Below are 24,138 nucleotides of genomic sequence, written 5' to 3' on the forward strand. Positions count from 1 at the left end.
TAAGCCAGCCGCTCTTTCTACGGCTGGCTTATTATGGAACCGGGGCCCTTAAGCCCCTATTTTATTTTTGATTAAGCTTAATGATCCGCACGTCATAGCCTTTAAGCTCGGTTGTGCCGCCTTGGACGCTGGCGCCTGTAAGCAGATCAATTCCGGTTTGCTCTCCGAGCGCAACCGTAACGGCGTCCGCATTGTGATTAAGCACAAACAGGAAATCCTGGCCGTCTTTGGAGCGGATCGTAGTCTCCACGCCTTCCGGCGTGCAGGATACCAGCGGTTTGATGCCGCGGGAAGCGCAAAGCTGAGGCAGCCACTCCTGCAAGAAGGCTTCTTCGGGACTGGTTGCGAGATACCAAGCTTCGCCTTCGCCAAACTTGTTAACCGTAAGGGCTGGCATGCCGCGGTAGAAATCATCCCCGTATACGGCCTTTACTTCGGCGCCTTCCGAATGAATCAGATCGCAGAGCATGCCGCACTCGTATTCCGCCTTAGAGCCAAGCGTGTTGTCGCGCATAACAATCCGGTTGCGCTGCGGAGGAAGCAGGGCATCAATCTCTTCCGCCCAGATGCCAAGCAATTTGCGCAGCTTGCCCGGGTAACCGCCGAGCGTTACCAGGTCGGTCTCGTTTACGATACCGCTGAAATAGGTTGTAATCACCGCGCCGCCGGCAGCCGTATAGGCTTCCAGCTTCTCCGCCACTCCCTCCTTCACCATGTACATGACCGGCGCGATAACCAAGTCGTAGCCGCCGAGGTCCGCTTCTACGCTGACCACATCAGCCGCAATGCCGGCACGGTACAGCGCATCATAGAATTTATGGGCTTGATTCACGTATTTAAGCGCAATGGACGGGCCGCTGGACATTTCAATCGCCCACCAGTTTTCCCAATCGAACAGGATGGCGACCTTTGCTTTCACTCTCGCATCCAGCAAAGTTTCTCCGAGCTTCCCAAGCTCTGCGCCAAGCTCCGCGCATTCGCGGAATACGCGGGTATGCTCATGTCCGGCATGCTCGATAACCGCGCCGTGATATTTCTCGCATGCCCCGATTGAGCGGCGCAGCTGGAAGAACAGGATCGTATCCGCTCCGCGCGCAACGGCCTGATAGCTCCATAAGCGCATAACGCCCGGACGCTTAAGCGAGTTGTACGGCTGCCAGTTCTGCTGGCTTGGCGTCTGTTCCATCAGCATAAACGGCTGTCCGTCCTTCAGGCCGCGCATCAGATCATGCATCATGCCGGTATAGCTGTGCGGCGTATCAAAGCTCGGGTAGTTATCCCAAGATACAACGTCCATGTGCTTCGCCCATTTATGGTAATCCAGCTTTTTGAACGCGCCCATCAGGTTGGTTGTAACCGGAATATCCGGCGTAACCTTCTTAACCGCTTCATACTCCAGCTTGTAGCACTCGAGCAGGCTGTCTGAATGGAAACGCATGTAATCAAGCGACAGCCCTTGGAAGTTTGTCTCCGTCCGGCCGTTCGCGCCGTACCATTCCTCGCTGCGGCCGCTTGGCAGAACGATATCCTCAAAGTCGTAGAAAATATGACCCCAGAAAGCCGTATTCCAAGCTTTGTTCACTTCTTCAATCGTTCCGTAACGATTCTTCAGCCATACCCGGAATGCCGCTTCGCAATTGTCGCAGTAGCAGTTGCCCGCTCCGCCGTATTCATTGTTGATATGCCAAATGAGCAGGGCCGGATGATCTTTGTACCGCTCGGCAAGCTTCTCGGCCATACGCACCGAATACTTCCGGAATGTCGGGCTGTTCGGACAGGAATTATGGCGTCCGCCAAACTTGCGTTTGTTGCCGTTGAAATCGACTTGCAGCACATCCGGATATTTACGGGCCATCCACTCGGGATGCGCCGCCGTGCTAGTTGCCAGACAGACGCCAATGCCGTCCGCATGAAGCTTGTCCATCATCTCATCTAGCCAGCCGAAATCGTAGGTATCCTCGTCAGGCTGGTTTTTCGCCCAAGCAAATACGTTAAGCGTTGCCACATCGATTCCCGCAAGCTTGAACATTCGTAAATCCTCGTCCCAGACTTCCTTCTCCCATTGGTCCGGATTATAGTCCCCGCCGTACCAAATCTTCGGTTTTTTCGCATTTATCATCTTGTCACACCTCTTTGTATATGATAAAACTGCATTATCTTCTTCTATTGTAAGCCTTAACATTTACGTAACCCATATAAAATTAACGATTTCGCATATAAAAATATGGAGGTTCCTATGATGCGACGAGTCGTACCCGCCTTCCCCTCGGAGCCGCTGCCCCTGCAGCTCGAAACGATTGGCTTCAACCCCGATCAGGAAACCTTGGACAGACCGGAAGGCTATCCCTATTTCCACTGGCTCCAGACCTTGGAAGGCGAAGGCGAATTAACGGTTAGCGGTCAAACCTGGAAAATGAATGAGCGATCCGGCGTCCTACTTGCCCCGGGTACACCGCACCGGTACGAGGCCAGAAACGGCCGGTGGCAGACGGGTTATATTACGTTTCGCGGAGGTATGGCCGCCAGTATCGTGCAGTCCATCGGCTGGGGAAGCGCCGAACGCTTCCAATGGGAGGCCGGCAACGACCGAATGAGCGATCAACTATTCAAGATGCTGACATTCGCCGAATACGGAAACGATCCATCCGGCTGGCAGTCATCGGCCGATCTGTACCAATTCCTGACGCTCCTTCGGACCAACGCCCGCACGGACAACCGCCCGTCCATGTCCAAACGGCTGGAGCGGATTCAGGTGCTGCTTGCCTGGCTGGAGCAGCATTTCGCCAACCCGGAGATCGGATTGGCCGACATGGCGGCGCAGCTTGGAATCGGCGAGAGGCAGCTGAACGAAAGGTTCCGCGAGCTGTTTGGCCAAACCGCTTACTCGTATCTCATTCAGCTTCGGATCCGGAAAGCGAAGGAATGGCTGCCTTCCAGGCCGGATTGGACCGTGCGCCGCATCGGCGAAGCGGTAGGCTTTCGCGACGCGAGCCATTTTGTCTCCACCTTTCGCCAAAGGGAGGGCATGACGCCGGAGACTTACAGAAGGCTGTATGGACGTTAATATTTGGGAGGGATCAGCATGAACGAACAGGCATCTTTTGCATTTCGAAATGACGACCCGTCCATTCTGACGCTGGACTCTATCGGCTGGCAGAGCATTCAGAACCCCGAGTACAGCTTTACGGGCGATGAACGGCCGGACTTTGGACATGTCATTTTCCAATATACCCTAAGCGGTCAAGGCTACATCGAATACGAGCAGCAATGCATGCCGCTGCCGAAAGGAACCGGATTTCTCGTCAAGGTTCCAAGTAAACACCGGTACTTTTATAAGAGCGCAGACGAACCCTGGGAGGTTATTTGGCTTAATCTGAGCGGCGATGAGGCTAGCCGGATCTGGGATCTTGTTATCGCGCAGGAAGGACCGATTATCCGGCGAGATCCGAACTCCCCGCTCATTCACGCATTCTGGAAGCTCCTCCGGTCGATTGCCGAAGAAAAGATAACTGATAAATATCAGTTGTCCGCAAAGGTCTATGAATGGATGATCGCCTTGGTGCAGACGAGCAGGGAAGTCAGCCGGGAGATTAGCACAAGCTCCAGCAGCCTTATTCAACGAGCGAAGGATTTTATGAAGCAGCGCTATGCGCAGCCGTTAACCCTCGACCAGCTGGCCGGGCATTGCGGGGTAAACAAGTATCATTTATGCCGGTTGTTCCAGAAGTCGGACCAGACCTCGCCGCTGTCTTATTTGCAGGATCGGAGAATGGAGGCGGCTGTCGCCTTGCTAAGAACAACCGAGCTTCCCGTCCAGACGATTGGCCAGCTGTGCGGCTTCGAAAGTCCCAGCTACTTCGGCAAGGTATTTCGGGAATATATGTCGATGACTCCCAAGGATTACCGGATGAAGAAGATCGAGTTCCCTTATGACGCCATCTATTATGAATGAAAAAAGGTACAAGCTGTGATCACTCACATGCTTGTACCTTTATGGTTATTGACGACGGTACCAGGGCAGTCTGGACAGCGGCGCTTCAACCCGCGCTTCGCATGGTCCAATGACCTCGCTGCCGTCATCGCCAAGCCAGGTTCCCTCCGGAAATAAGATACTGCGCGATACCGCGCCTTTCTCCAATACCGGAGCAACCAGAATATGATCCCCGAGCAAAAACTGATCGCTCACCTGTTCGAATCCGCCCTCCGGGAATACATACGCCATATGACGCATGATCGGCTCTCCGGTCACGGCAGCATGCCGGACCAGTTCTTCAATCTCAGTCCCCATTCGGGAATGCAGCTCCGCTGCTTCGATGCAGTACTTCAAATGAGTCTCGTCAAGCACTCTCCACGGTGCCGTGGAGAACTGCATCATTGGAAACAGCGCGGAGCACTGCGCATAACGCACGAACAATTCGCCGTCCACCTTCGAATCGGGCCGGATCAGATCCTCGTATTGTCCGCCGCCAACCATGTCCGGACAATTGAAAGCATAACCGCTTAATCCTTGCGCAAGACCGTTCGGAATTAACGAAGCCAGGCCGCCCTTGTCCCAGCTGTGGTTCTTGTCGCTAAGACGCTGGACAAGCGGCTGACCCGCCAGCTTCCAGCAAGCTCGATATTCGTTAAACGAATAGTGAAGACCAAGACGGGCCCATAATTCACACTGTTCATTTGGCGATGCCGGCCGCGAGCCTACATCCGTCTTTTTATAATATTGAGGGTCGCCGGCATCCAGCTTAAACCCGTCTATCCCGTATGCTTCCGTCAGCTGATCCAAATGCTGCTTAAACCATCTCATGGCGTCTTCATTGGTGCCGTCCAGAATGGCGCTATAGCCGTTCCACCACTGCCGGATTACCGGACTTCCGTCAGCTTCCCGAAGCAAATAGCGCTGCTTGCGCAAATAACGGAATACTTCTCCATCCGGACTAATGAACGGGCACACCCACAGCATGACGCGGAAGCCAAGCGATTGCAGCCTGTCGACCATCGCTTTGGGATCGGGAAATCGTCCAGGGTGAAACGCAAGCGTACCGTAATCCTCATGCCAATTATCGTCAATCATCATAATGCCCGGCGGGAAACCGTTCGCAACAATGGCCTCGGCATAGGCAAGCACCTTGTCCTGCGTAGGATGATAGCTCATCTCCATCCAGGTGTTGTATTGAGGAACCTGAAAGAACAACAAATCCGGATAAGTGCCGGAAGGAGGAAAATAAGACCTGGAGGCATGCTGAAACGCATCCCGCAAATGCTTGCCGCCTTCCTCGACTTTAATCGTCCCCTCTATTCCTTCGATAATAAGCTCGTTCCCTTCCAAGGCAAATCGGAAAGGCTCCTCCGACCAGACGGACCTCCCCTTGCTGGAAACAAGCAGAGAATTCGCCTGATTATAACCGGCATCGCCATATAGGTCGCGCTCATAGTCCATATGGCCGAAGGGCATCCGTATACCGTCGGCAACGGCACCGCCCCACCAATATTCTTCGTTCAACAAAGGAATTTTGATTAATGCAGAATACATTTCACAGCCTCCTGTATGTAACCCAATGTATTTCTATAACTACATTGATCTTACATCCAGCCATACAGGACAACAATCTTAAACTATTGCAGCAAACTATAACGATATTGACTGTTCTGATACACGAACCCTAACTGTCGTCCCTCGTCCAAAACAAACGAAAAGCCCCGCGCAAGTTAAACTTGCGCAAGGGCTTTTTCTCTGCGTACAACAAACAGGATCCACCATCCCAGGAGTCCGCCAAAGCCATTAAGAATAAGATCATCGACGTCAAAGCTGCCCATCGCGAAAACAAGCTGCGAGCATTCCAAGGCCAGGCTTAAACCAAACGAAAGCGTGGCTGCGCCAAAAAAGGAAAGTGAGGTATGCTTCGTCCATAGACCAACAAGAATTCCGCAGGGCAGAAATATCGCAATATTGCCAAACAGATTGACCTGTTCATGAGGATCCGACAGCCCGTGAAGATTTTGCGTGATCGATTTGAACGGGGTAAAATTAGCCCGCTCCAGACCGTACCGCATATATTCCGGGTATTCTAACGTCCAATGAAGCTTTTGCCATAGAAACGCTATATTAACCGAGCTGAACTTAAACAAGATCACCTTAAGCAAAATATAAAGATAGAATAAAAAAAGTACGGATAGAATGCTGCCTTTTGTGTATTTCATCATAAATGTCCCTGCCCTTCTGCTAAGCCAATTACCGCGTTGCGTTGACTTCATCAGAATAAGACCCATTGTTTAAAAATTAAGCAGGGCAAATCTAAAGTTTTTCTTAATTATTCTCCGCCCAGCACTGGGTTTCGGTCGTAACCGTTTCGCCCGTTTGCAAGGATTGCTTCATCATAAGCGCCAGATAATGATCCTGGCAGGCTTCGGCCAGGCTATAAAAATCTTCGCCTCCGGCAGCGTATACGGCCATCTTCTCCAGGCAGGCCGCCACCGCGATTTCGTCGTCGGTCAGGCGCGCCGGCGCCGTGCCATTCTTATAGACAACCTGTTCGCCCAAGTGGAGGCTCTTCAGATAGTATCCTTCCAAATTGCCGTCCAATCCCGCCTGCTGGCGGGTCATCTGCAAATGAACCGGCGTCAAATAATCAAGCAAGTATCGGACATCGAAATTGTTGATTTCGCCGCGTTCCCCTCTCACAAGCACGCGCGGCGAGCGAATCCAGGAGAAATACTGGTCGCCCGTAAAATCGTAAACGCCGTATTTCCCGCCAAAATCAAATGACGCCATAACCTGCTCCGATTGCTTTAATCCGCTCTCTTTCGGAGGACCGGAACGGCCCGGACCTTCCATAAGCGGCGAAGCGAAAGCCGCGGCGCGAATGGCGGCGTTCTCGAAGCCAATGCCAAGATAACGGCGCATCAGGCTGATGCCGTGATAATCATGCGCTGCCGATACCTGCGCCTGCGTCACCTGGCCAAGCTTGCCGGAGCGGACGATAGCCAGCCTCCCGGCGTGATTCGGCTGAAACGCGTATTGCTCGGCTACCTGAATACGTCCTTTGCTGCCGACTTGCCGGTATAATGCGATGAGATCCTCCAGCTTCTCGGCGGGCGGCGTCTCGCATAACACCGCAACATCGCGGCCCGTCAATTCGAGGATTACGTCCGGAGCAGCCTTCCTCGGTACGCTGACGACAACAAACGCAAGCGAACCGGCATCCAGCATGGCGGCAGCCGTGCGGAACGTCGGCACTCCCCATGCTTGCTCGAATGCTCTGCCTTTCTCCTGATCGCGCACAACTACGCCTGCAACCTCAAATCGTTCGGGCAGCGCTTTAGCAATGCGCAAAAAAAACTCGCTGCGCCAGCCGCCCCCTACAATGCCAAACCGTACAATGCTCATATATCCTCCCGTTACCCCCGCGAATTTTCGAATACGTTCTTTCTTCATCCAGTATACCAGCTACGGACGGGCAGCAAAAAGCCCGCAGTCCGAAAGGTTTCCGGACTACGGACCGCTGAGACAAGCCGAACAATCAGCCTGAGTTCTTTTCGCGATAAATAGAAGCATTGTCCGGCACTGCCGCAGACTGCCGGATGGAAAGAGAAGGAGAAAGCACGATCCGTTCCGTCTCTTCTCCCGGCTGACTGATATGGCGGACAAGCAGCTGTACCGCACTCTGCCCCATCTGTTCAATCGGCTGGGCAACGGTCGTCAGCGGCGGATCGGTGACGGAGGCAAGCACCGTATCGTCAAATCCGATAATCGAGCAATCCTGCGGAATCCGCAGTCCCAGCTCCTTAGCCGCGCGGAGTGCTCCAATAGCCAGGAGATCATTGCAGCAAAAAATCGCCGTCGGGCGGTCCTTCATCTGAAGCAGCTCCCATGCCCTGTCCTTGCCATCCTTATGGCCGCAGCTGACGACAAATAACGGATCCAGCATAAGTCCCGCCGCTTCGGCGGTCTGCCTGAACCCCCGTACCCGCTCCCTGCTGCTGCTGATCGAGCCTTGTTCGGCGAGAACGGCAAGCCGGGTATGCCCAAGCGAGATCAGATGCCCGGCAGCGGCAGCACCTCCCGCATAATCGTCCACAACAACCGTCGGAACCTCAACATTAGGAAACTCCCTCGCCAGCAGGGCAACCGGAACTCCTCCCAGAAGCAGCGGGTTTAATACGGACTGCTCCTTCAAGCCGGTGCTGATAATAACGCCATCGACGTTTTTCTGCTGCAGCAAAGCGGCATAATGCTCAACCTTCTCGTCCTTGTTGTCCGTGCTGCATATAAAGACGCTGTAGCCATGCCGCTGCCCTTCATCCTCGACCGCCCTTGCGATTTCAGCGAAGAAAGGGTTAGAGATGTCCGGTACAAGCAAGCCTAATGCGTACGTTTTTTTTCCGGTGAGCGCAGATGCGATCATGCTTGGCTTATAGCCCATGCGCAGCATGATTTGCCTGATCTCTTCCCGGCGCTCCTCGCTGATCTTCCCCTTGCCGTTAATGACAAGGGATACGGTAGCAATGGATACGCCGGCTTCTTTAGCTACATCATATATGGTCGCTTTCATCATTGACGATTCTCCAATCGCACGAAACATATTTATTTCCATTATGCGCGCAAAGGAGAGCGCTTTCAACGTTTATCTGGAATATTTGGAAATTGCTTTTAGGGGCTCAAGCTTTCTACTTAGACCGACAGTTAACCAGCGCATTTCTTCATAGATCGAGGTCGTTGGGTACAGCTCTCCGGATGATAAGACAAGCCGGATTTGCATCCGGCCGTCCCCAATGTCTTTAATCGTTGTAGCTTACGATTTGCGCTGCGAGGCGCATCGGATCCATACTGGTCATTCCCGGGCGGGCAAGCGCGGATGCCGCTTCGATGGACACCTTCGTAATGAGGCAGCTGGCAACCGAGATGACCATGCTTGTCTTAATGCCAAGGGCTTATGCCGAAGCTGACGGTCTACCCCAATGAGCAGACCAAGGGCTAATGTCGCCCCAAGCTTAATCGCAAACAGCGGTAATCCCCTCCTTGTTAAGCCGCACGAACTCGTTAGACAGCTCTCCCTGAACGGTTAAGCTTGCTGACTTCAACGCCGGCAAGCATCATAATGCCAATGCCGTGATTGTCGTTAACAACGGTCCGCAGGTCGTACATATAGTAATCCGGCGAGAAGGAGTAACGCGAGCCGCTGCATACGCCGTGCACGCTGCCCGAACGGTCGATGGCATTCTCGGTCAGACCTTTCCATGCTTTTCTTGCCGCGGCAGCGTAATCGCGGTCTTCGCTATTGTTCAGCCAGCCGAAACGGATCCCACGCGAGAAGGCATAAGCGAACATCGCGGTACAAGAGGCTTCCTCATAAGCTTCCGGTTCGTTCAGCACTTGTCTCCAGAGGCCCGAGCCGCTCTGCAGGCCGGCAACTCCGGAGCACATCGTACGGAAGAAATCAAGCAGTGCCTCGCGGTCCGAATGGTTCTCCGGCAGACGCTCAAGCAGCTCGGAAAGCGAGAACAGCACCCATCCGTTCCCCCGTCCCCAAGGCACTCTCGTTGCCTGGCCGTATTTGAAATCATAGACATGCGACATGATCCGTTCTTCTTCTATAAAAAGGTAACGGCGGAACAGCAAAAACTGCCGGGCAGCCTCGTTCAGCACTTCCCGGTCTCCGGTAATAACCGCGTAACGGGTCAGGAACGGCGCGCTCATGTACAGATCATCCGCCCACATGGTGTTGTCGAAATATTCCCCTTCGCTCAGCCGGAAGAATGCTCCGTCTTCTCTCCGCTCCAGCCGCTTCAGCATAAAGTCGACGATGGAATCGGCAATGCGGCGGAACGCGTCGTCTCCTTCCTGAAGGTAGGCTTCCAGCATCGCCGATCCAAACGAGCCGCAATTATCCAGCATCTTCATCAGCACCAGCTGATGATTGACGCTCGGGAATCCGTACTCCTGCCGGTCCCATAAGGAATAATCGTACATATCCGTACAGGTGCGGATATGCGACAAGGCATAACGGGACCAGTCCTCCCGGTTCAATTCCCGCGCCGTGCGCAGCAAACCGTACATCGTAACGCCAAGCGGATAGTCCCACCGCCCGTAATTGGTAGCCGTGCCTACCGTCCACTTATTGCTCAGCATCGCATTTTCATAATAAGGACGAAGCCGGGTTTTAGGCATATCCAGCTCCCAATACGTTGTGCCCGCGGCTTGCCCGTCTAAAGAAACGGCAGGCAGAAGAGCCGACAGCCGGCCAACCGCCGAAACATCCAGCTCCTCATTTGCCGCGATTGGCCCGGCATAAATCCACTCTCCGTCATAGCCATGAATGTGTACGGGCTGCTGAAGACCCAGCGGCTTGCCGCCTGTCGAAGCTTTCAGCTCAAAGCCCCAGCCATGAGCCCCGCTTTCCGTGCGGATCAGCAGATGACCGCTGCCGGCTTCCACCTTCAGACTTTCGCGGAAAACACCCGCTCCCGCCAGACTCAGCACCTGCTTGCCGTCCAGCCATACCGAAGCCGGTCCAAACACCCGTCCTTCGAGCACTAGCGATTCTGTACCCGTCAGATATGGAAGCTTGGTCCAGCCGTAACCGGCCACTGTTGTCTCCGGAGTACCGAAGAGGCGTTCCAGGTTCGGCTGCGAAGCTTCATCCTCCTGCCATTTCGTACGGGGAAACCAGCGGATGCCGGTGTCCTCTTCCGGTAAACGTTCGCCCGGGAAACCTTTTTCCCCGTACAAAGACTTCTTCACCGGCTCGGAGAATACCCATCCCGCGCTTCCGTCCCGTCCGGCGAATGGAGCAAGCACGTTCAGAATGCGCACCTTCGCTTCGTCAGCTCCAAACCGGCAGCCAAAGCCGGCCGGAGTCCGTCTTGCTTCGATCAGAATCCGGTTCCAGCCTTGCGCCAGCAGCATCGGAACAACGACGCGGGCATCCGGCTTCATCTCCTCCACGGCGGAAGTACGGAACAGCAGCTGATCGTTCATGTATAGGCGAATGGGGCCAATCGGCTCCAGATTGCAATCAATCGAGCGTTCATTGTCGCTCCATACAAGCCCGTACACGTAAGCGTAATCGCCGGTGACCGCCTGCGGCCATCTCGAGCCAAGCTCCATGTCGTACAGACCTTCTTCATTTTGCAAAATACCCAGTTTTGAGAATGAGCGATACGCAAACGGAATTGGGGGATTTGCGCCGACATAACGGCTCGCCAGCAGCTCCAAAATGCGGTGTTCATCATCGCCAAACGCGGATCTTGCACTATCCCGAGGCTCTATATATACGGTCATTTTCCGTTCCTCCCACTCCCATTTGAAGGCGACAACCGGATATCAAAGGTCCGGTCATATGGCGTCAGCACATTCACCACAAGCGTCTGGCAGTCGGCCGGATAGGCCGCTCCCCGAATCGACTTCATCCGATGCTCGTGGGCGCCGCCGTCCAGCTCAATCCAGTCGTCGCCCGCCGTAAAGGTCACGGTGCCTTCTTTCCAAAATTCGGTTCCTGTCTCGGCAGGCGCCCGATCTCCTCCGCTAAACTCTCCGTCTTTCCCGAAGATAAAGGAAATTTGGGTCAACAGCACATCCGGCTTGTCGCAGCTTACGCGAAGTCTCCAGCCGTCCCCGGTTTCGGTCAGCTCTACCCGCACCTGATGCTGCTGCAGATGAGTGACCTCGCGCAGCTGATGCGGCAGCAGATACCATGGGCTTACCTGTTCTGACGCCGATTCAGGCAGTTTGCCGGCGGCAATCGGGCCATAATAGCCCTTTGACTCCGATCCGGACAGCATATAGCCGTTCTCGAGCTGCTCCAGCTCGTTCATCTTGATATAGCCCGGCTCAAACGAGCTGCTTACTTGCACCCCAAGCAGCTGAGCCTTTCCGTGGCGCAGAGCAAAGAAGGAATTGGTCTCCGCCATTACCGTCACGCTGGTTTGTCCCTCCCGCTGCCGGGCAACAGGCGCGCCAAATTCCGGATGTAGCCGGCTGTGATAGATCTTCCCGCCATGTCCGGCCGTCTCCATCCGGCCTAAATAATGCTTCCTGTCGAATTGCCCGTTAATGACAACCTTGTAGGACTCCGGCAAACGGCCTGCCTCAACCGAAGAGCTGCGCAGCTCCGGATTCAGCAAGAAGCCCAGCAAAGCGTTGTTGGGAATCGCGCCCGGATGGGTAGAGGACTCTGCGCCCAGCTTGGCAAGCGCGGCGAACAACGGATCCTTGTCGTATTCGGCCATCAGGCAGGATACGAACAAATAACCGGACATGTCGTATTTATGGCCAAAGTCCTGCCGGCCGGAATAATCCGTTACAACTTCCCCGTCCGGATGAATCAGGTAAGCCATCATCCGCAAATTGCGGCGAACCGGCTCCAGCAGCTCGGGATGGCCAAGCAGCTCGGCGGTATGGTACAGCATCACGTCGCTGACGCCGTTATAAATCCCGTTGCTGCGCTCGGTCCATTCGCCGTCCTCCGTACAATCGATCCCTTCCGCGAGCCATGCTTCGGCGCGGGCAATCAAAGCCTCATTGCCGGTCAAAGCGTACAGGAAGCCAAGGGCAGCCGTAAGCACCCAGCGGTGATTAGGGGTATGGCAGCCGCCGGTAAGCATCGCCGGAACCGATTGCTCCAGGAAACGCCTAATCTTTTGGCATACGGGTTCCAAAGCCTTCCATTCGTGATGGTCCAACAGCTCATACAGCTGGGCAAGCCCAACAACGGCAAACGCCGTGTCCGGCGGCGAATGCATATTCGTCCAGCCCGGGGAGATTGTGCCGTCTGCATGCTGCTGGCGGACAATAAAAGCCGCCGCAAGATCCAAGCTGGCGAGCAGCTTCTCGTCATGATAATATCGTGAATCCGAATTAACGAGCGCGCAGCCCCAAATAGCCATTACGGCTAATGTGCCGGTATGGGTAGGAAACGGAATCCCGCTGTCCGGATCCGCTACACCGCCATAAAAGCGGCTCTGACTGTCGTTTATTTGACTCTCCAAGCCTCGCGTAACCCAATCATCGTTAACGGCTACAAGCTTCTCGTACATCGTAATCATCCTTCCGAAGGCTTCTTCAAGCCGGCAAGTGTATGTCTGATCGTTGCCAATTCCGCTTCGATCCTATCCGGTATTTCCTCGTACAGCGATTTCCATGAAACAAACAGATTTTCCTGCTCCGCAAGCTCGTAAGGGACAAATTCGAAGGACGGCGTAAAGCGGTGATATCTCTGCTGATAAGCCCGGACCATTTCATTTGTCTTGTGATCGTATTGTCCCTTGGCCTTATACCATTCCGGCAGCGTCAAGCCGTCTGAGCCAGCCCCTTGCTCCGTCGCCGTTCTTGCGCTTGGCAGCAGTTCGAATAATACGGGCAGCGGCGAGAAAGCATGCTTACCCTCCCCGATGAAGAACAGAAACCCCAACCCGTGCCGGGTAAAAGGGTTCCTGTTGATCGAAATATAACCGCGGAGCGTATGCTGCCAATTGGCGGATATCCATTTGCTAGCCTCCGAATGCCGCAAGCTTCCCGAGCAGCCGGTCATGGCTAAGCTCGATTTCTTCCGGCATGCATGCCGCTTTCAGCTCGTACACCTTGACGGGAGCGGCAGCGATAATCGGGAGAAAGCGGTCAAAATAATTCATGTCGCCGCTGTGCACGTAAGGGCACCAATGATCCGACAGGCCAACCGTCTCGTGAATATGAATGCCAACGACATGATCCTTAATCGCTTCCATGTCGCGGGCGTTATCGTACAGCCCCATCCGTTCCATCATCATGCCATGACCAAAATCGTACCACAGCCCGACCCGTGCTCCCTTCAACCGGTCGAAGACCGCCTTCGCTTCCCTTAACGTCGGCATTTGATAGCAGCGCGAGCGCGTTTCGATGCCGATGGATACGTTTAAGCCTTTTGCCTCGAGCCGGTCGCATACCTCCTCGAGACTGTCTCCAATCCGGTTAAGGTAATGGCCGGCTGCCGATTCCCTGCGTTCGATCATTTCGCTCCACAGCTTGCCATAAGCTGCGGATTCGGGGCCTTCCTCGTTATAGATCTTTTTGAGCTCCTGATCGATGTTGTAATCGAACGGAACCTCTCCCGGATGGACCACAACCGCCTTCGCGCCATAACGGTTCGCGTATTTCGCAGAGCGGATCAGCAGCTCAATCGACCGCTGGCGCTTCTCTTCGTCGTCAAAGCCAAGCAGGACCGAATCGGTTCCGTAATCGGGATCCGCCACATGCGGGAACGTATTATGCACGCTCGACACCCCGATTTCTCCCCGTTCAATCATCGGTTCAATCGTTGACAGCAGCTCGCTCGTCACATTGTAGTTCAGCTCGACATAACGGAAGCCAAGCTCCCGGATTTCCTCGATCATGCCGCTGCCCGTTTGATGCCTTTTAATATTCCAGCAGGTCGAGAACGAATATTGTCCTTTGTCCTTGCCCATTTCTTTAATCCTCCAGATACACAGCGGCGATTGCCGCCTCTTTGGTTAACCCTTAACCGCGCCAAGCATAACGCCGTTAACGAAATAACGCTGCAGCCACGGATACACAATCAGGATGGGTACGGTTGCGAAAATAACGCTTGCCGCTTTCAGGCTTTCCGGCTGCAGCAATTGACGTCCGCTGGCGCCTTCCGCCGCGATTAAATCGGTGACCATGTTATTTTGAACGAGCTGATACAGCTTTAATTGGAGCGGATACATCTCCGGGCTTGTAATATACATCAGCGTATCGGTGAACCCGTTCCAACGGCCAACCGCATAGAACAGGCTTAGCGTAGCGATAACCGGCATCGACAGCGGCACGATAATGCTCACTAACGTACGGAAATAAGAGCTGCCGTCGATCTCCGCCGACTCTTCAAGCGAATCGGGAATATTTTGAATAAACGTAATCAGAATAATCAGATAAAACGGACTGATAAGTCCCGGCAGCACAAGCGCCCAAATCGAATCCAGCAGATGCAGGTTTCGAACGAGCATATATTCCGGAATAATGCCGCCGCTGAAAAACATCGTAATGATGATAATAAACATCACAACCTTGCGGCCTTTCAGCTTGGTTTTGGCCAACGGGTAAGCCGCCGCAATGGACATTAGCATACATAAAACGGTGAACAGCACGGTAAGCATAACCGTGAAGCCTAACGAACGGATCATGGACATGTCCGTCAGGACCTGCTTGTAAGCCCCCCAATTGATTTCCACCGGAATAACGCTGACCTCTCCGGACATAATAGCGCGCGCCGAGCTGAGGGAAATGGAAATTATATGAATAAACGGAGCCAGACATAGCAGCACGAAAAATAGAATGGCGATGGTATTAATCGCGTCAAATGACCGGCTGGCGTGTCGTTCTCTCATGTCTTACCGCTCCTTTCTCATTTTCGATGGTATCTATTACAGAATGCTTTGATCCGCGAGTTTCTTGGAAGTATAGTTCGCGCCAAGCACGAAGACTAATCCCACAACAGCCTGGAATAAGCCGACCACGGTAGCAATGGTATATTGTCCGGATTCAATGCCGATACGGTAGACGAACGTACTAAGCACATCCGCGTAATCACGGACCGCCGTATTGCCGATAATGAAAGGACGCTCAAAGCCAATGGCAATCATATTCCCCATATTGATAATGAGGAGAGTAACAATCGTTGGCTTCAGCGATGGAAGCGTAATGCTCCAAATTTTTCTGAGACGGCCTGCGCCATCCACATCCGCAGCTTCGAACAGCTCCCTATTGATTCCCGTAAGAGCCGCCAAATAAATAATCGTACCCCATCCGGCGCTTTGCCAGACGCCAACTGCCAAGTAAGTAATCAGCCAATCCTTCTTATCGGTCAGAAACGGAATGGCATCAAAGCCAAGCGACGTAATGATGTTGTTGATCATGCCCGACTGCGTGCCAAATACCTGGTAGACGATCCCGCCGATTATGACCCAGGAAATAAAATGCGGAATATACAGGATGGTCTGCGACAGCTTTTTAAACCAAACAGTCTTCAACTCGTAAAGCATAATGGCCAAAAACAGCGGGGCCGGGAATGATACGATCAAATCCAGAAAATTAAGCATCAAGGTATTGCGAAGCGTCTTGTAAAAATCAGGCATGGCAAACACTTCTCTAAATCCGTCAAAGCCGATCCATTCACTGCCGTTAATGCCTTGGAAAAAGTTGAAATCTTTAAACGCGATCAGAATGCCGTACATCGGACCGTATTTAAATATAAGAAAGTAACTTACCGGTAACACCAGCAGCGCATATAGCTGCCAATACCTGCGAAGATACGTGGTTCCCTTCAAAGCTATCCACTCCTGTCCACTTACGATCATGCCCGGGGACGAGGGCAAATGATAGCTGTCCCCAGGCTGCTCGGAGCTTTTTATTTATTTTTTCATTTCCGCGTAAGCTTTTGTGCGTTCATCCAAGATTGCTTGACCGCCGTTTGCCATGTAATCCTTCATCACGGAATCATAAGTGCTCTCGAATTGGTCCGGTTTAGCCATTGTTGTCTTAACGATGATTTCATTGAGCTTATCACGGAGAGCCGTGCCGTATTTCGCCTGCGCTTCAATCGGATGATCGAACAGAACAGGCTTGATTGTGTCGGATCTGGAAATGGTCAGCGCTTTGCGCGTTTCATCCTGGTAAGCCTCAGGCATACCGTATACGTAAGCCTCTACGTTCTTGTCCGCATCGCCAAGCTGCTTGCCGTTTGAGATAATCGCCATATCGCCCCAGTTGTAGATGCGGTTCTTCACATCGTCCGATGCATCGGTCTTTACAATCGGAACACCGTTCTGAAGAGTGTAATTCTCGCCTTCAACACCGTTTTGCATGTCAAACAGGTTATTCCCTGATGCCATCCAGTCAAGGTACTTTACTGCTTCCACCGCATTCTTGCTGCTCTTAGGAATCATTAAATACATGCCGATTGGCGCATATTCCGGTTTCGGATGCTTGCCTTCCGAGTTGGTATAAACATCAATTGCCGACAGCTTTGCATCGGGAATATTTTTCTGAAGCATTGCGTACGTGCCGTCCGCATAGAAAGGATTCATGTCATCCTCGCTGTAGAAACCGATTAAACCTTTTGCGGCATCTTCGCCAAGCTTCTTCTTATCCTCGTCAAGACTGAAATCGGCGCTCATAAGCCCTTCGTTGTAGAGCTTGTTCATGAATTGCAGCGCATCCTTGAAGCCTGGCAGCAGCACCGGATAATCATTGGAACCAAGCTGCTGCGTTAAGGTGTATCTCTGCTCCTCCGTCACCGGCTTGATGAACGACCAAATCAATGGTTCGAATTGGGCCGGTGCAAGCGCCATGCCAAGCGGAATCACTTTGCCGCCGGTTTGACCCGGATCTTTTTCCTTAAACGCTTTCAAGGTATTGTAAAGCTCATCTGTTGTTGTAGGAACCGGGAGATTCAGCTTATCGAGCCAATCCTGACGGATAAACGACGAATATTTGCCAAGATGCGAACGTTTCGCCGGAAGAGCAAATTGCTTGCCTTGATATTGTCCGTAAGCAAGGGTTTCCTCGCCAAGGAATTTCTTCAAGTTAGGACCGTATTGATCAAGCAGCTCGCCCAGATCCGTCAGACCGCCTTGCTGAGCATAACGATAGAACGTTCCCGAATCATACGTAAACACGATATCCGGAACATCGCTGCCGCTAGCCATGAGCACGTTCAGCTTCTGAACCTCTTCCGAGCGCGGAATCGGTACGAATTGTACATTGATGTTGTTTGGAGTACCGAATTTGTCCTGTACAAGCTTCGTCAAGTAGTTGTTCGTAATGGTAGAGCCTGCAGGAGAATTGCCCCGGTCGAATACTTCAACCTTTAATGTCGAGGCTTTGCCGCTGGAAGCTTTGTCGCCTCCGGTTGATTCATTGGCTTTCTCGCTGCCGCCGCTATTGCTGCATGCGCTGAGCAGCATCGTGCCTACGAGCGTAGCCGTTAATAGAGTGCCGGCTGTCTTTCTTCCTTTTCTGCTTTGTTTCATTCGAATCCAACCCCTCTTTCATCCCTTTTCGATTTGCTTCCTGCACCCGGAATAATGTATTGAACACGCTTACATGCATCGCTGCCGGCCCGTGCTTGGGAAGTGCCCTCAGTATGGCACGGACTGCGGAAGAGTGACAATAAACCAGTTTCGGCGATGCAAACTATTCCGCCAATGCCTTGCCCTACAAGGCTTTTGACGCTTAGAATAAATCATTTTCCCGATATAAACCGTATAGCAAAAAGCCCGTAATAAAGCCGTTTCCCGCGATAAACTTTGCCGTTCCGCTATGAAAAATATAAAAAGAAGACAACGGCCCTCCGAATAGATCTCTTTATCCGGAACGCCGCTGTCTTCATCATTTAATCGTTCGCCTCATCATTCGCGATGGTCTCATCACGACTGCCCTGTGCGCTGTTAAGAGTTGTGGAAGGGCGCATCTTCAGCTTGCGGAATTCGCCCGGCGTTACGCCGGTCAACCGTTTGAACACCCGTCCGAACGTTATAGAGTTAGCGTAACCAACCTTAAGGGCAATATTTTGTACCGTTTCGTCCGTTTCGTAGAGCAGTCGCTCCGCCTGCTGCATCCGGAGCCGTACGAGAAAATCGACAAATTTCATATCATATTCCAGCTTGAACAAATGGCTGGCGTATTTGCCGGATATTTCGAACTTGTCGCTTAAATGCTTAAGGGATAAATCCGGATCCGCAAAGTTCTCTTGAATATAAGCTCTAATCTCGGTGATCATCGTCTTATAGCCTTTGGTCTGGCTCATCGCAACATACGTATCATAGACTTGTACCAAATAATCGCATAGTTGATCCTTCATCTCGCTAAGCGTTGCCGCCCCTCTTAGACTTGCCAACACCTCCGAAATCCGGGTCTCGTCCAGGCATTCGTTCAGCGTATCCGACAGCTCCTTCAGCTCGCGGCTGAGCATCTGCAGGAAAAGCTGGATTAACGATAAAATATCTTCATCCTTCATCGCATCGGTCTCGAAATGCTTGAACAGCTGATCGAACGTATCCCGCCAGCTTTCATGGGTCAGACGGAACTCCTGTACGCAATTGGTGCATTGCTGCGTGTAATTAAACATGCCGCGCGGCTGATCCTGCGGGATATCCCCGCTGAAAGTTATCGCATTACGGCCAATAGCGAATTGATATTCCATGCCGTTCAGCGCATCGCGATAGGAGCGGCCAATCCCGTTCCAGTCTTTCATGATGGAACCTATGCCCAAGGAGAGGTTAAAGCGCAAATGCCCCTCTACCCATTCCCTTGCTACGGCGGCCGTCTTGCGAAGCTGATTCAGCACCTCTGGCTCGGCGGCTTCTTCGCCGGATGCGAATACGAAAGTAATCCGGTCGGATGCCGACCATTCTCCCCAGCCCTGAAGGCCTTCGTTATTCGCCAGCTCCTGCATCACATTGCCAAGCGCGAACTTTAATACATTTTGCTCATGCAGCGTGTTATCCGCCTGGAACTCCTCGTATTTGTTCAGCCTGACGACCATAACCGCGAATCGTCCCTTTTCCGGCAAAAGATTCAGCTTGCGAAGCCGTTCCAGCATCTGATCGCTGCGCTGTCCGCTAATAAGCTCGTTAAACAGCTGCCTGCGCTGAAGCACAACGCTTTCGCGCTGTTCCTTTTCATGATCCCGCGATTGGACGATAAGATTCTCGAGCGCGCGGTCAATCATCGTCAGGTCATCCAGCTTAACCGCCGTGCCGTCGCTCCCGCGCAGGTGCAGCGCTTGAATCCGGTTCATCATTAGCCTGATCGGTTTATAGTTTCGCCGGGTAACCCAAATAATATAGACAATGGCAACGCCAAAGGTCAGTACAGCGATAATGACCCATACATACGATACAACCGATACCCAGCTCAGCAAATGCCCGGCCTGGATACCGCTCTCGAAGGTCCAGCCTAGCTGCTCCGAAGTAATCGTAGTCAATACGTTTCCGCCGGAAGCCGAGCCGTCATTCCCCGGATATACGGACTGCTTGGCCGCATCGGTAATCCGCATGAACGATACCTGATGGTTGGTCATGCTTCCAATCATCTGTTCGACATTGTAAAGATTGATGTTTATGACAAGAATGCCGTCCTTTCCGAAAGGAAGCGGAGTCTCCTTGTACATCGTAATGACCCTTACCGGCTTCAAGCCGTCGTATTCCTTAAATTCGCGGCTTGCCGACCAGCCCTTGTAATCGCGGGACTTCTCTGCCTTGCTCAGGAAATCCCGGTCGCCAAACTCGGACAAATCGGTCTCGCCGCTGGACGTCAGCACAACATCATCCGACTTCCTGTACAAATAGATCGATTCGACCAGGTCGTTATCCTCAATCAGCGACCGCAAGCTATGAACCACATTATATTTGATCGTTGTAGATTCCGACGAGCCGTTCAAATAAGCCGCATAGCTCTTGTTCGACTCGACTTCCCCCAGCACATTAAATTCCACTTCATGGATTGCCCGTTCCACGCTGTCTACGACATATCCTGTCGTAATTCTGTCCGCCTTGGCCGTCTCGGACCGGGATATTTCATTAACCGCGATAAACGACAAGAAAATGATCATGGATACAGTCAGCACCAGGATCGGAAAATAGGAAACGAGCAGTCGTATATACCAATTGTTCAGCTTGAGCATGTTTTTCCCCCTGCCGCGCCCAACTCTGCATGTAAGCGTTATCACAATCATTAGCCTAAATGAGTAAAGCGGTTTACTTGCCTACATTGTAGCATGGCTCACCACGATTCGAAACCGCTTCGACAGCAAAAGTTTAAGTAATTTCAAGATTTCATTTCGAGATTCTATTTTTCATGCGGCGCTCATATCCTCTATTTGTCCCTCTAATCCCGTTAATCCCATTAAATTTTCAGATTTGCGTGAAGATTGGATGAATTTTTGCTTCTTGGATTGATTTCGGTTTGATAACGTTTTATAAAGAGGATAAGTGCAAATTTTTTCTATCATTTGCTACTTTAATAAAACTAATAGGAGTTGATCGGATGGACGCTACAGTTCCTAACGCAGGTAAATGCCCGGTGATGCATGGAAGCGCTACAAGCTTCAAATCTAGTGGTACTTCAAATAGAGATTGGTGGCCCAATCAGCTGAACCTCAGCATTCTGCACCAGCATGACAGAAAATCGAATCCTATGGGTGAAGATTTTGATTATGCGGAAGAATTCAAGAAGCTGGACTACCAGGCTCTTAAACAGGATCTTCGCAATTTAATGACAGACAGTCAGGAATGGTGGCCGGCCGACTACGGACATTACGGCCCTTTCTTTATCCGCATGGCTTGGCACTCCGCGGGTACATATCGGACAGGCGACGGCCGCGGCGGTGCCGGCAGCGGCACGCAGCGATTTGCACCTCTTAACAGCTGGCCGGATAACGGCAACCTGGATAAAGCCCGCCGTCTGCTCTGGCCAATCAAGCAAAAGTACGGCAACAAAATTTCATGGGCCGACCTGATGATTCTGACAGGCAATGTCGCGATTGAATCCATGGGCGGCAAGACGTTTGGATTTGGCGGCGGACGCGCGGACGTCTGGCATCCGGAAGAAGATATCTACTGGGGTAATGAAAAGGAATGGCTGGGCGACAATCGTTACACCGGCGAACGGGATCTGGAAAATCCGCTTGCCGCCGTGCAAATGGGTCTCATTTACGTCAATCCGGAAGGCCCCAACGGTAAACCGGATCCTGCCGGAAGCGCCCGCGACATTCGCGAAACGTTCGGCCGCATGGGCATGAACGACGAAGAAACCGTCGCGCTTGTTGCCGGCGGACATACCTTTGGCAAGGCGCACGGCGCAGGCGACGCTTCTCTTGTTGGCCCTGACCCTGAGGCAGCTCCTCTCGAAGCGCAAGGTCTTGGCTGGCTGAGCTCGCATGGCTCCGGCAAAGGCCGCGACGCAATCACTAGCGGCGTTGAGGGCGCATGGACGCCAAATCCGACTCAGTGGGATAACGGATTTTTCGATATGCTGTTCGGTTATGAATGGGAGCTGTCAAAGAGCCCTGCCGGCGCGCATATCTGGGTAGCGATTAATTCTGACGAGAACCACCTTGCGCCAGACGCGGAAGACGCATCCGTCCGCGTTCGAACGATGATGACTACGGCCGACATGGCTTTGCGCGTTGATCCAGAATACGAAAAAATCTCCCGCCGCTACCACCAGAATCCGGAAGAGTTCGCGGATGCTTTCGCCCGCGCCTGGTTCAAGCTGACTCACCGCGACATGGGACCTCGCGCCAGATATCTGGGACCTGAAGTTCCAGCTGAAGAGCTGATCTGGCAGGATGTAGTTCCAGCGGTTGATTATACCTTGTCCGATGAAGAGATTGCCGAGCTGAAAACAAAAATTCTGGACTCCGGCCTTACCATCAGCGAGCTGGTCACTACGGCATGGGCGTCGGCCAGCACCTTCCGTATTTCGGATATGCGCGGCGGTGCCAACGGAGCCCGTATCCGTCTTGCTCCGCAGAACGATTGGGAAGTCAATCAGCCGCAGCAGCTTACCAAGGTCCTTACGATCCTTGAAGGCATTCAGGAGGACTTGGACAAAAAGGTCAGCATCGCCGACCTGATCGTGCTGGGCGGCAGCGCCGCAGTCGAAAAAGCCGCGCAGGAAGCAGGCTTTAACGTTACGGTTCCATTCTCCCCCGGACGCGGCGATGCTAACCAGGAGCAAACCGATGAAGAGAGCTTCGCGGTGCTCGAGCCGGTTGCGGACGGCTTCCGCAACTATCTGAAGAAGACTTACAGCGTATCTGCCGAAGAACTTCTGGTAGACAAAGCCCAGCTGCTGAACCTGACTGCTCCGGAGATGACCGTTCTTGTTGGCGGTCTTCGCGTTCTTGGCGCCAACCACGGCGGCACCCAGCATGGCGTATTCACCGATCGCGTCGGCACTCTTACTAACGACTTCTTCGTGAAGCTGCTCGACATGAACATTGCCTGGGAACCTCGGGATGGCGGCGTATATTACGGCCGCAACCGGACGACAGGCCGGGTTGACCGCACGGCAACGCGGGTGGATCTCGTATTCGGCTCGAACTCCATCCTTCGCGCGATTGCGGAAGTATATGCGCAAGACGACAACCAAGAGAAGTTTGTACGCGACTTTGTTGCCGCTTGGGTAAAAGTGATGAACGCGGATCGTTACGATCTTTTGGTAAACTAAATGCATATATTTTACGGCTTCCAATGATTGCAGCAAGGAGAACTCATCACTTATGTTTGGTTTCGGAAGAAATAAAAAACCCGGGCGGCTTGGCTCCGTCCGGTCGTTCGCTATTTTTTACGGGCTACCCAGCGAGACCATTATCGATTGGCTGGCTCAGACGGATCTTGTCGTTCTCGAGCCAAGTCAATGGCAGTACGATAAGCTTGCGCGGCTGCGTGCCTCGGGTACGGCTATCTACGGCTATTTGTCGGTTATGGAGACGCCCTCTTGGAACGAAAGGCGTATCTCATGCATCAAAGAAGAAGACAAGCTGACCGTTGATGGCCGTCCGGTACACTTTCCTATGTGGGACTCGTTTTTGATGGACCTGCGTTCGCCCGGCTACCGGTCGCTGCTGCTGCAGGAGATCGGTGCGATGGCTGAAACGCTTCCGCTAGACGGTATATTCCTCGATACAGTCGGCGATATCGAGGAATATGTCCCGTTGTCTAAGCGGGAAGAGATGGGGCGAGCTTATATGACTCTTCTCTCTGTCGCTGCCGGACGTTACCCCCATCTGAAATGGATTCAGAATCGCGGCTTTGACCAGCTCAAACGCTGTGCATCCGTGCTCGACGGCTTGCTCTGGGAAGGATGGCGCGGTGACGAGGCCGATACGGAATGGACAAAAGCACGGCTGCAGCTGGTTGAACAACTTCGCAAGGATGGACTAACGATATTGTCTGTCTCGGCGGACAGTTCGGAGATCCATCGGAAAACAGCCGAGAAGCTTGGCTTTATCCATTGGACAAGCCCGGAAAGCGGGGGGTATAACCAAGGAAGGTGATTCCACCATCTTCCCTATAAATCGTTTGGCTGAGCTCGCATTGCCTTTTTCCATATTCAGCATAAACAACAACCCAGTACCGCATCGGTACTGGGCTGTTTATGCTGTA

At 52.8% G+C, this 24,138-nt stretch carries 17 protein-coding genes and 1 pseudogene; 4 read left to right on the forward strand and 14 right to left on the reverse strand.

Translation table 11 applies throughout. The features are described 5' to 3' along the window. Positions 1-61 precede the first annotated feature (61 nt). A complete protein-coding gene (locus tag WFK81_RS18635; protein ID WP_336787899.1) occupies positions 62-2,119 on the reverse strand; it encodes a beta-galactosidase in 2,058 nt (685 codons plus the stop codon). A gap of 120 nt (positions 2,120-2,239) precedes the next feature. Between WFK81_RS18635 and WFK81_RS18640 the strand changes: the two genes are divergently transcribed. Both WFK81_RS18640 and WFK81_RS18645 read left to right on the forward strand, forming a co-directional pair. After that, the gene (locus WFK81_RS18640; protein ID WP_336787900.1) at positions 2,240-3,064 is read left to right on the forward strand and encodes an AraC family transcriptional regulator; all 825 of its coding nucleotides are present in this window, start codon (positions 2,240-2,242) and stop codon (positions 3,062-3,064) included. Between the two features lie 18 nt (positions 3,065-3,082). Beyond that, complete coding sequence (locus WFK81_RS18645; protein ID WP_336787901.1) at positions 3,083-3,952, forward strand: AraC family transcriptional regulator; 870 nt, start codon at positions 3,083-3,085, stop codon at positions 3,950-3,952. A 45-nt stretch (positions 3,953-3,997) separates the two neighbouring features. Here WFK81_RS18645 and WFK81_RS18650 read toward each other — a convergent pair whose 3' ends face one another. The 13 genes and pseudogenes from WFK81_RS18650 to WFK81_RS18710 all read right to left on the reverse strand — a co-directional run bounded on the left by WFK81_RS18650 (position 3,998) and on the right by WFK81_RS18710 (position 20,651). After that, positions 3,998-5,527, reverse strand: coding sequence for a glycoside hydrolase family 31 protein (locus tag WFK81_RS18650; RefSeq protein ID WP_336787902.1), 1,530 nt, complete (start codon positions 5,525-5,527; stop codon positions 3,998-4,000). A 176-nt stretch (positions 5,528-5,703) separates the two neighbouring features. Beyond that, complete coding sequence (locus WFK81_RS18655) at positions 5,704-6,195, reverse strand: VanZ family protein (protein WP_336787903.1); 492 nt, start codon at positions 6,193-6,195, stop codon at positions 5,704-5,706. Between the two features lie 106 nt (positions 6,196-6,301). Then, positions 6,302-7,429 (reverse strand): Gfo/Idh/MocA family protein, encoded by a 1,128-nt coding sequence (locus WFK81_RS18660; RefSeq protein ID WP_336787904.1) that lies wholly within the window; start codon positions 7,427-7,429, stop codon positions 6,302-6,304. Between the two features lie 85 nt (positions 7,430-7,514). Further along, a complete protein-coding gene (locus WFK81_RS18665; RefSeq protein ID WP_336787905.1) occupies positions 7,515-8,546 on the reverse strand; it encodes a LacI family DNA-binding transcriptional regulator in 1,032 nt (343 codons plus the stop codon). 238 nt (positions 8,547-8,784) lie between these two features. Then, positions 8,785-8,999: pseudogene (locus WFK81_RS18670) on the reverse strand (MgtC/SapB family protein); the annotation flags it as partial. A 35-nt stretch (positions 9,000-9,034) separates the two neighbouring features. Next, on the reverse strand, positions 9,035-11,275 hold the full coding sequence (locus tag WFK81_RS18675; protein WP_336787906.1) for a glycoside hydrolase family 88/105 protein: 2,241 nt from the start codon (positions 11,273-11,275) through the stop codon (positions 9,035-9,037). Further along, positions 11,272-13,038 (reverse strand): hypothetical protein, encoded by a 1,767-nt coding sequence (locus WFK81_RS18680; RefSeq protein WP_336787907.1) that lies wholly within the window; start codon positions 13,036-13,038, stop codon positions 11,272-11,274. Before WFK81_RS18680 ends, WFK81_RS18675 begins: the two co-directional genes overlap by 4 nt. Next, positions 13,035-13,502 (reverse strand): hypothetical protein, encoded by a 468-nt coding sequence (locus WFK81_RS18685; RefSeq protein WP_336787908.1) that lies wholly within the window; start codon positions 13,500-13,502, stop codon positions 13,035-13,037. Before WFK81_RS18685 ends, WFK81_RS18680 begins: the two co-directional genes overlap by 4 nt. After that, entirely contained in the window at positions 13,483-14,433 is a 951-nt protein-coding gene (locus WFK81_RS18690; RefSeq protein WP_336787909.1) for a sugar phosphate isomerase/epimerase family protein, read from the reverse strand. The genes WFK81_RS18685 and WFK81_RS18690 overlap by 20 nt, the downstream gene beginning before the upstream one ends. A 45-nt stretch (positions 14,434-14,478) precedes the next feature. Beyond that, positions 14,479-15,354, reverse strand: a complete 876-nt coding sequence (locus WFK81_RS18695; protein WP_336787910.1) for a carbohydrate ABC transporter permease — start codon at positions 15,352-15,354, stop codon at positions 14,479-14,481. Between the two features lie 36 nt (positions 15,355-15,390). Then, positions 15,391-16,293 (reverse strand): ABC transporter permease, encoded by a 903-nt coding sequence (locus WFK81_RS18700; protein WP_336787911.1) that lies wholly within the window; start codon positions 16,291-16,293, stop codon positions 15,391-15,393. Between the two features lie 84 nt (positions 16,294-16,377). After that, positions 16,378-17,997 (reverse strand): extracellular solute-binding protein, encoded by a 1,620-nt coding sequence (locus tag WFK81_RS18705; RefSeq protein ID WP_336787912.1) that lies wholly within the window; start codon positions 17,995-17,997, stop codon positions 16,378-16,380. A gap of 362 nt (positions 17,998-18,359) precedes the next feature. Beyond that, on the reverse strand, positions 18,360-20,651 hold the full coding sequence (locus tag WFK81_RS18710) for a helix-turn-helix domain-containing protein (protein ID WP_336787913.1): 2,292 nt from the start codon (positions 20,649-20,651) through the stop codon (positions 18,360-18,362). 362 nt (positions 20,652-21,013) lie between these two features. Here WFK81_RS18710 and katG point away from each other — a divergent pair, with 362 nt between their 5' ends. Together katG and WFK81_RS18720 are read left to right on the forward strand one after the other, a co-directional pair. Next, a complete protein-coding gene (gene katG / locus WFK81_RS18715; RefSeq protein ID WP_336787914.1) occupies positions 21,014-23,200 on the forward strand; it encodes a catalase/peroxidase HPI in 2,187 nt (728 codons plus the stop codon). Between the two features lie 52 nt (positions 23,201-23,252). After that, positions 23,253-24,029 carry an endo alpha-1,4 polygalactosaminidase gene (locus tag WFK81_RS18720; protein ID WP_336787915.1) on the forward strand — a complete coding sequence of 259 codons (777 nt, stop codon included), beginning with the start codon at positions 23,253-23,255 and terminating at the stop codon, positions 24,027-24,029. Positions 24,030-24,138 lie beyond the last annotated feature (109 nt).

The sequence above is a fragment of the Paenibacillus sp. MMO-177 genome (genome assembly GCF_037147795.1).
In the GTDB taxonomy this organism is placed as follows: Bacteria; Bacillota; Bacilli; order Paenibacillales; family Paenibacillaceae; genus Pristimantibacillus.

Excerpts from the sequence above, each read along its gene's own strand:
- WFK81_RS18635 (WP_336787899.1), bottom strand. The coding sequence starts at position 2,119 with ATGATAAATGCGAAAAAACCGAAGATTTGGTACGGCGGGGACTATAAT.
- WFK81_RS18640 (WP_336787900.1), top strand. The coding sequence starts at position 2,240 with ATGCGACGAGTCGTACCCGCCTTCCCCTCGGAGCCGCTGCCCCTGCAG.
- WFK81_RS18645 (WP_336787901.1), top strand. The coding sequence starts at position 3,083 with ATGAACGAACAGGCATCTTTTGCATTTCGAAATGACGACCCGTCCATT.
- WFK81_RS18650 (WP_336787902.1), bottom strand. The coding sequence starts at position 5,527 with ATGTATTCTGCATTAATCAAAATTCCTTTGTTGAACGAAGAATATTGG.
- WFK81_RS18655 (WP_336787903.1), bottom strand. The coding sequence starts at position 6,195 with ATGAAATACACAAAAGGCAGCATTCTATCCGTACTTTTTTTATTCTAT.
- WFK81_RS18660 (WP_336787904.1), bottom strand. The coding sequence starts at position 7,429 with ATGAAGAAAGAACGTATTCGAAAATTCGCGGGGGTAACGGGAGGATAT.
- WFK81_RS18665 (WP_336787905.1), bottom strand. The coding sequence starts at position 8,546 with ATGAAAGCGACCATATATGATGTAGCTAAAGAAGCCGGCGTATCCATT.
- WFK81_RS18675 (WP_336787906.1), bottom strand. The coding sequence starts at position 11,275 with ATGACCGTATATATAGAGCCTCGGGATAGTGCAAGATCCGCGTTTGGC.
- WFK81_RS18680 (WP_336787907.1), bottom strand. The coding sequence starts at position 13,038 with ATGATTACGATGTACGAGAAGCTTGTAGCCGTTAACGATGATTGGGTT.
- WFK81_RS18690 (WP_336787909.1), bottom strand. The coding sequence starts at position 14,433 with ATGGGCAAGGACAAAGGACAATATTCGTTCTCGACCTGCTGGAATATT.
- WFK81_RS18695 (WP_336787910.1), bottom strand. The coding sequence starts at position 15,354 with ATGAGAGAACGACACGCCAGCCGGTCATTTGACGCGATTAATACCATC.
- WFK81_RS18705 (WP_336787912.1), bottom strand. The coding sequence starts at position 17,997 with ATGAAACAAAGCAGAAAAGGAAGAAAGACAGCCGGCACTCTATTAACG.
- WFK81_RS18710 (WP_336787913.1), bottom strand. The coding sequence starts at position 20,651 with ATGCTCAAGCTGAACAATTGGTATATACGACTGCTCGTTTCCTATTTT.
- katG (WP_336787914.1), top strand. The coding sequence starts at position 21,014 with ATGGACGCTACAGTTCCTAACGCAGGTAAATGCCCGGTGATGCATGGA.
- WFK81_RS18720 (WP_336787915.1), top strand. The coding sequence starts at position 23,253 with ATGTTTGGTTTCGGAAGAAATAAAAAACCCGGGCGGCTTGGCTCCGTC.